A 7138-nucleotide genomic window follows, 5' to 3' on the forward strand; every position below is an offset into this window, starting at 1 on the left:
CGCCCGGTCCCCGTAGGTGATCGCCTCACGGGCGCGGGCCCACGTCACGGCCCCACGCCGACCCTGAAACGGATGATGAAGAACTTTTCGGGCATGCTTCCTCGGGAGAACCCGAACATTGCGGCGCGGCCGGGACGCGCCGCACCCCCGGTGGTGGAAACATCGGGGCGGCGCGAAGCGGCGCGGACCCTCGAACGTGCCGGACGGCCACCATGACGGCCCGAGGAGTAGGTGACGATGACCGAGGCACAGCAGACTCGGCGTACGCCCGGGACGCCGTGCTGGGTGAGTTTGATTGTGCACGGCCTTACCGCGACGGAGGAGTTCTACCAAGCCCTGTTCGGCTGGGAGTTCGAGCCCGGTCCGCATCAACTCGGCCCGTACAGCCGGGGCCTCATCGACGGCAAGGAGGTCGCCGGCATCGGGCAGATGCCGCCCGAACGCCATCTGGCGGTCGCCTGGACTCCCTATCTGGCCACCGACGACGCCGACGAGACGGCGGAGACGATCAGGTGCTGCGGCGGCACGGTCGCGGTGGGCCCGCTGGACGCGGGCGAGGCGGGACGGCTGGCCATCGTGTCGGACCCGGCCGGGGCGACCTTCGGCATCTGGCAGGCGAAGGGCAAGACGGGTACGGCGGTCAGAGGGCTGCACGGCACCCCGGTGTGGAACGAACTGGTGACCCAGGAGACCTCCACCATCGCGAAGTTCTACACCGCGGTCTTCGGCTACCGCACGGAGGCGGTGGTCTCGGCCGACTTCGACTACGTGACCCTGCACGTCGACGGCGAGCCGGTCGCCGCCCTGCACGGCGTGGGCAACTCGCTGCCCCGCGACCGGGGCGCCCACTGGATGACGTACTTCGAGGTCTCGGACACCGACGAGGCGCTGCGCCGGCTGGTCGAGCTCGGCGGGCACGTGGTGCAGCCGGCGCGGGACGGCGGGATCGGGCGGATGGCGACGGTCGCCGACCCCGAGGGCGCCGTGTTCACCATCGTACGGACGGCCCGCTGACCCTTGCCGGGACCCCCGCGGGCGGTACGCCGGGCGCGAGTGCTGCGCACACAGGGCGGGGCCCGGGGGTGGCGGCCCGCCGGCAACGGACCGCACCCGGGCCCTCAGAGGGCGACGCGTACCGTCTCCACCCAGCTCGGGGGCTGCGGTGCGCCGGGACCTATCAGGGCCGCGATGAGGCGGCAGGAAGGGACCTCGTCGGGCCAGGGCGTGAATCCGTCCGTGAGGACGACGACGATGGTCGGGCGGTCCCGCGCCGCGAGCGCGGCTTCGATTCCGACGCGCATGTCCGTGCCGCCGCCACCGCCGAGGCTGACCTGCTCGGTGGATGTCACGCGGGAGACGGCGTGCACGTCGGCGTCGCAGGCGAGCACGGTGACGCGGTTGCCCCGTACACCGACCTCGCGCAGTACGCCCGTGACCTCTCCCAGGGCGGCCGCGAGCTCCGCGTCGCCCATCGAGCCCGAGGTGTCGACGACGACTGCCACCCGGGGCAGCGGACGGCGCAGGCTCGGAAGGACGACGCCGCCCAGCGCCGGTGTGCGGCGCGACGGACGGCGGTAGGTGTAGTCGATGGCGCCGGCGGCCCACGCGGCGGCTTCGCGGACCGCGCCGGACAGCGCCTGACGCCAGTCCACCGTGGGTTCCAGGACCTCCTCGGCCCAGCGCTGCCAGCCCGCGGGCAGGGTGCCGCGGCCGCGCTGGTGGGCACGCATCGCCTCGGCGGTGTGCCGGCGCAGTGCCTGGGCCTCGGCCTCGCCCAGCCGGGAGGGCCCGGCGGAACCCGTGAGCTCCCAGGGCACCGGGCGGCCGTGGGCCCCCGATCCGCAGTCGTGCTCCCGCACGTGCGAGGGCAGCCGGGGCAGGTACGCCTCGAACAACTCCCCGTTGGGCAGGCCGAAGAGGCGGGGCTCGACGCGCCCGGCGGGCAGGCGCAGGCCGTCCGCGAGGAGGTCGTCGTTGATCTCGCAGTCCTGTGCGACGTTGACGCGGTGCCAGTCGCGCTGATCGGCGGCGGGGAGCCGGTCGGCGCGTCCGTGGTGGTCCCGCAGCAGGTGCGCCGCCTCGTGCACCCATACGCCCGCGAGTTCCTCCACGGGTGTCGCGTCGACGAAGGCGGGTGACACGTAGCAGCGCCAGTGCCGGTCCACCCCCATCGTCGGCACCTCGCGGCGGGCCACGACGGTCAGGGCGTACAGGGCCGACGCCAGATAGGGCCGGTCGCTCGCCGCCCGGTAGCGGGCGGCGAGCAGTTTGGTCATGTCCAGGTCCCCGCCGGATGCCGTCATGCCCGCGTGCCTCACCGGCCGCCGGGCAGGACCCCGGACATCTGCAGCAGGTCCAGGAACCCGTCGATGCCGGGGGGTACGGGCCAGTCGAGGTGGCGCATCGCCGCGAGATCGGTGGCGGCCCGCGCGGCCACGTCCGGTACACCCGCTTCCACGGCCTTGGCCAGCACCGTCCAGCCGGCCTCCCAGCGGGGCCGGGTGAGATCGCTCTGGATGGCGGCGACCACCGCGATGAGGAAGGCCAGCTGCCGGTCGCCGCGCTCCGGCAGGGCGAACGCCTCGGGATCGGCGAGGACCCGCTCGGGGTCCGGCAGGTCGAGGTTCTCCAGGTAAGACAGCAGTTCGATGCCCGCGCCGTCCCCGACGGCGCCGGTGAGCGCGGCGGCCACCGCCTCGCGGCCGGCACCGGTCGCGTATCCCGTCGCGAGCAGCCGCAGCGCCATCTCCCAGGTCCGCGGTGACGGCCACGACCGGCCCCGGCTCTCGGCGTCGGCGGGTATGTGGTGGACCAGACCGGGCCTGGCCGTGAGGAAACCGGAGATGGCGCCGCGGGCCCGGGCGACGGCACCGGGCACCCTGGCCGGGTCGACCACGGGAACGGCCACCTCCGGCCATGTGCCGGCCATGCCGCGCGCGACCGTGGCGGGGTCATGGGTCCAGTCGAGGTGGACGAAGCGGTTGGCGAGCGGCGGGCTGAGATGCCAGCCGTCCGCGGCGCTCGACGGCGGGTTGGCGGCGGCGACGATGCGCACCGCGTCGGGCAGGACGAGGCTGCCGACCCGGCGTTCGAGCACGACCCGCAGCAGCGCCGCCTGCACGGCCGGCGGCGCGGAGGACAGCTCGTCGAAGAAGATCAGGCCCTGTCCCGCACGGGTGAGCCGGACCGCCCAGTCGGGCGGGGCCATCGGCACACCGGTCACGGCCGGGTCGTCCCCGACGATCGGCAGCCCGGCGAAGTCCGAAGGCTCGTGCACACTGGCGATGACCGTCTCCAGCGGAAGGCCGAGCCCCGCGGCGAGTTGCTCCAGGCCGGCCGACTTGCCGATACCCGGTTCGCCCCACAGCAGTACGGGCTGATTGGCCGTCACCGCCAGGGCGAGCGCCTCCAGTCGGGGATTGGCTGCGGGCTCGGTCCGCCGTGTGCGCAGCCTGCCGACGAGATCGTCCGCGGCGGCCAGCGGGCCCGGCGCGGTGCGGGGGGTGGCCGTGTTGCTCAAGAATCCTCGTCCTCGTCCTCGCCGTCGTACTCGTCCTCGTCGTACTCCCGCTCCTCCATCCACTCGTCCCACCAGTCGGCGCCGATGCCGGGGTGCTCCTCCTGCACGCGCTCCTGCAGGAAGGCCAGGTCGGCACGCTTGTACCGGCGGATGATCTGGGCCAGCGAGAGTTCCGAGTCGTCGACCGCGTCGATCCGGGCGCCGGCGGCGAGGAGGGCCTCCACGAGGGCCCTGGAACCGCCGTCGTTGGCCGCCACGAACAGCGGTGTGCGGTCCCGGTGGTCCCGGGCCTCGATGTCGAGCCCTTCCGCGAGCAGCCGGGGCAGGAGCAGTTCGTGGTCGAGCAGGTGCAGGACGTGGAGCAGGGTTCGCCGGGCGGCGTCGCGTACCCGGGGGTCGAGCCCCGCGTCCAGGAGTTCGAGCACGCCGCGTGTGTCGCCGTGCTGGGCGCGCAGGAACAGGTCCTGCCGCTGGGCGCGCAGGGCCTTCGGCAGCCGACCGCTTCCCGACGCCCACGTCTGCTGGACGGCGAAGCACCCTGCGACGGCACCGCCGAACGCGCGCAGGGCGCGCTCGCGCTGCTGCTCCTCGTCGCTGTGCGGCATGTGGAGCAGGCCGCCGCCCGCGCGGAAGCCCACCTCGTGCCATTCGCCGCGGCATCTCACCCGGACGGGTGCGGGCGCGGCGGGACCGGGCGGGCCGGCGGGCCCGTCGGTGGCCCCGAGAGCGGGGAACAGCGCCTCGCGGACCAGCGGGTGCAGGTGTTCCGGCTCGACTCCGCCGACGCGCATCAGGTCGAGGTCGGGGAGCCTGCGCCAGAGTGCTTCGGCCAGGAAGGGCACGTCCTCGACCTCGTCCTGGTCGGCGGTCCTCACCCGCAGCCCGGCGCCGCCCCCGGGGCCCGCCGGCTCCAGCAGGAGGTAGGTACGCCAGTCGGCCCCGACGCGGAAGCGCTCGCCGGCTCCCTCGCCCGCCAGTCGGCGGACCTCCGGCTCGAGTCGCGTGTGATCGAGCGCCAGCCTGCCGAGGATCGCCTTCGGATTGACCCTGTGCCATGCGGGGCCGCCGCTCGGGGGCTTCAGGTCGACCTCGATCCCGGCTGCGGCGAAGGCCTCCTCGATCTCGCCCTTCTGATGCAGCAGGGTGACCCACTCGGCCCGTGCCGCCGCGTCGCCGGGGCCGGGATCGGCCCTCGGCAGTTCGTCGTCGAGGAGCGGCCTGCCGTCGGGGTGGAAGAACGGCGGCCGTTCGCGGCTGCCGCACCGGTCGCGCAGTTCGGTGGTGTGCCGTGCGTCCCACAGGTGCCGGGCGTACCGCCAGTCCTCGGTCCCGCTCCCGAAGACGCCTGCGGCCCTCTCGTCCCGGACCGTCCGGAAGCGCAGGGTGATCCGCTGCGGGCCCTCCAGCATCGCGGGCGTGGTGAGGTGGAGGTACGGCGTGGAGCGGCGGCTCTCGTCCGCTTCCACCGGCCGGTAGCGGGCGAGGACCACCGTGCGGTTGGTGGCGAGCGTGGTCCGCCCGCCCAGCGCCCGGGGCAGGTGCCAGCGCACCAGGTCCGGGACCAGGTGGCGCAGGTCGTCCTCCAGTGCCTCGGCGACGTCGCGGCCCCAGCGCTCGGCGACCTCGGACAGGTCGACGGCGACGTCCACGGCGGCAGCCGCGCACGCCCCGCGCCAGTCACCGGCCAGGCGGCGTTCGGTCGCGCGCTCGATCATCCCCCGGGGCACCGCGTAGCGACGGATCCGCCGACGGCTCGCCGCCTCCTCCGGCGGGAAGCAGGGGAGTTGTGGGCGGGGGCTCAACGGTAGACACTTCCTATCGCGCGCAGGTCGGGATGTGCCCCGGCCGCGGGCCGCAGACGCTGGGTGAAGGACCGCTTCACCTTCCGGGGCAGGCCGGGCCCCAGACCGACGTACTCCAGCGGTGAGTTGTCCGGCACGGCCGCCAGCAAGGACTTCGCGCCCCGCCCGGTGAGCCCGGTGTGGCGCAGCTCGAGCCGGCGCAGCGGACTGCCGGGAAGCGCGGCGGCGAGAGCGCGGGCGCCTTCGTCACCGGTGGCGTTGGCGGGGGCGCCGATGCTTCGCTCCGACATCGGCCGGCCCAGGTCGAGCGCCTCGATTCCGGCCAGGGCGCCGGCGAGGGCGCGCGCCCCGGCGGGACCGATCCCGTTGCCGCCCAGACCGAGCCGCACCGGCCGCTCGGAGTCGGCCGCGGCCGCGAGGACGGCGGCGCCTTCGTCGCCGAGGTGGTTGGCGGGCAGGTACAGCTCGCGCACCCCTGCCTCACGGATCAGCGCGGCCAGCAGCCCGGCGCTGTCGGCGGTCAGGCCGTTGCCGCCGAGGAAGAGGCGTTCCACCGGCTGCGGGCGGCTGGTGAGGGCGTCGAGCAGAGCCCGCAGCCCTTCGGTGCCGAGGCCGCTGTTGACCAGGTCGAGGGTGCGCAGCGCGGTGTTCCGGCGGAGCATCGCGGCGAGCGCGAGGGCACCTTCGTCACCCACCGGATTGCGTTTGAGCCACAGCGCACGGACGGTTTCGTCCCCCGACAGCGCGTCGGCGAGCGCGGCGACGCCTTCCGGGCCGATGCGGTTGCAGCCGAGGTAGAGCGTGCGCAGGCCGTGACCGTCGGCAAGCGCCCGGGCAACCGTCAGGGCCCCTTCGTCACCGATGGCGTTGGTGCCGAGCAGGACGTGCCGGGCGTGCGGTGAGGTGGCGGCGACGGGCATCACGCGGGCGGCGCCGACCGCGCCGAGCCCCTGCTTGCACAGGTCGACACGCCCGTCCGCGCACACGGTGCCGAGCGGGAAGGTCTCGTCGGCCTCGACCGCTTCCGCCGACCCGAGCCTGGCCAGCAGCGGATCGAGCCGCGCGGGATCGCTGATCGGAATGTCCGGGACCTCGATCGCCGGGCAGCGCACGGGTGTCGGCTGCGTCATCACCACTCCACCGGTCCATCGCCGGTGCCCGGCCCGCCGAGGGCGGCATCGCCCTCCGCCCGCCCAGGACGGACCGACGCCAATCGACTTTCCTCCACGACAAGGGTGGCAAGGCCGGTCGGATTCGAACCGACGTCCTCCAGCTCGATGCTAGGGCGCGACGACCTCTGCGCTACAGCCTTGCCGTGGGAGATCATAGCCCTATTCGCTTTGATGCCGATCACTTGTTGCGACTTCTCTGCCCGAAGACCCGGCAGGGCATCACCATGCCGGTCCCCGGCCGGCCCGGGGCGACGGCGCACGGAACAGGGTGACCGGCGGCGCCCTGCGGCGGGGCCGTCGGGTGCCTGTCGACGGAACGGAACCGCAGAAGCGGGGCGTGCTGCTGTGGTCGCGTCAGCCCGATGCGCCTGTCAGAGCAGTTGGCCATCAAAGAACATCACTGGGAAGTCGTGTACTCCGCCCAGACGGTCTTGCCCGGCCCGTCGGGGCGCGGGTGCCAGTCCCAGTGGGTCGCGAGGTGCGATACCAGGACCAGTCCGCGGCCGGCCTCCTCCTCACCGGCGGCACTGGCCGGGACGGCCGGACCGTGGGGCGGTGGGGACGGCGGACGGCGGGGGTGGCGTTCTGTGCGGGTGTCGGTGACCTCGACGCGCACGGTGCGGCCCTCGGGTGCGGCATGGAGG

5 protein-coding genes, 1 tRNA gene and 1 pseudogene are annotated in these 7138 nt (G+C 74.2%); 1 reads left to right on the plus strand and 6 read right to left on the minus strand.

Annotated elements, in window-relative coordinates; translation table 11 throughout:
* The first annotated feature begins 237 nt into the window (after positions 1 to 237).
* A complete protein-coding gene (locus tag GUY61_RS31810; protein WP_166633744.1) occupies positions 238 to 1014 on the plus strand; it encodes a VOC family protein in 777 nt (258 codons plus the stop codon).
* A gap of 104 nt (positions 1015 to 1118) precedes the next feature.
* Here GUY61_RS31810 and GUY61_RS31815 read toward each other — a convergent pair whose 3' ends face one another.
* From GUY61_RS31815 to GUY61_RS31840, 6 genes and pseudogenes are all read right to left on the minus strand, one after another.
* Complete coding sequence (locus GUY61_RS31815; protein WP_166633746.1) at positions 1119 to 2303, minus strand: DUF2201 family putative metallopeptidase; 1185 nt, start codon at positions 2301 to 2303, stop codon at positions 1119 to 1121.
* An 11-nt stretch (positions 2304 to 2314) separates the two neighbouring features.
* Positions 2315 to 3520, minus strand: a complete 1206-nt coding sequence (locus GUY61_RS31820) for an AAA family ATPase (protein WP_166633748.1) — start codon at positions 3518 to 3520, stop codon at positions 2315 to 2317.
* Positions 3517 to 5235, minus strand: coding sequence for an ankyrin repeat domain-containing protein (locus GUY61_RS31825; RefSeq protein ID WP_243766901.1), 1719 nt, complete (start codon positions 5233 to 5235; stop codon positions 3517 to 3519). Before GUY61_RS31825 ends, GUY61_RS31820 begins: the two co-directional genes overlap by 4 nt.
* Positions 5236 to 5318: 83 nt before the next feature.
* Positions 5319 to 6452 carry a gala protein gene (locus tag GUY61_RS31830; protein ID WP_166633752.1) on the minus strand — a complete coding sequence of 378 codons (1134 nt, stop codon included), beginning with the start codon at positions 6450 to 6452 and terminating at the stop codon, positions 5319 to 5321.
* A 106-nt stretch (positions 6453 to 6558) separates the two neighbouring features.
* Positions 6559 to 6634, minus strand: a tRNA-Arg gene (locus GUY61_RS31835).
* Between the two features lie 257 nt (positions 6635 to 6891).
* Positions 6892 to 7138: pseudogene (locus GUY61_RS31840) on the minus strand (ATP-binding protein); the annotation flags it as partial.

Source organism: Streptomyces sp. GC420, assembly GCF_009916105.1.
In the GTDB taxonomy this organism is placed as follows: domain Bacteria; phylum Actinomycetota; class Actinomycetes; order Streptomycetales; family Streptomycetaceae; genus Streptomyces.

What these genes read in the sequence shown, in the direction of transcription:
- GUY61_RS31810 (WP_166633744.1), top strand. Translation starts at nt 238, where the DNA reads ATGACCGAGGCACAGCAGACTCGGCGTACGCCCGGGACGCCGTGCTGG.
- GUY61_RS31815 (WP_166633746.1), bottom strand. Translation starts at nt 2,303, where the DNA reads ATGACGGCATCCGGCGGGGACCTGGACATGACCAAACTGCTCGCCGCC.
- GUY61_RS31825 (WP_243766901.1), bottom strand. Translation starts at nt 5,235, where the DNA reads ATGATCGAGCGCGCGACCGAACGCCGCCTGGCCGGTGACTGGCGCGGG.
- GUY61_RS31830 (WP_166633752.1), bottom strand. Translation starts at nt 6,452, where the DNA reads ATGACGCAGCCGACACCCGTGCGCTGCCCGGCGATCGAGGTCCCGGAC.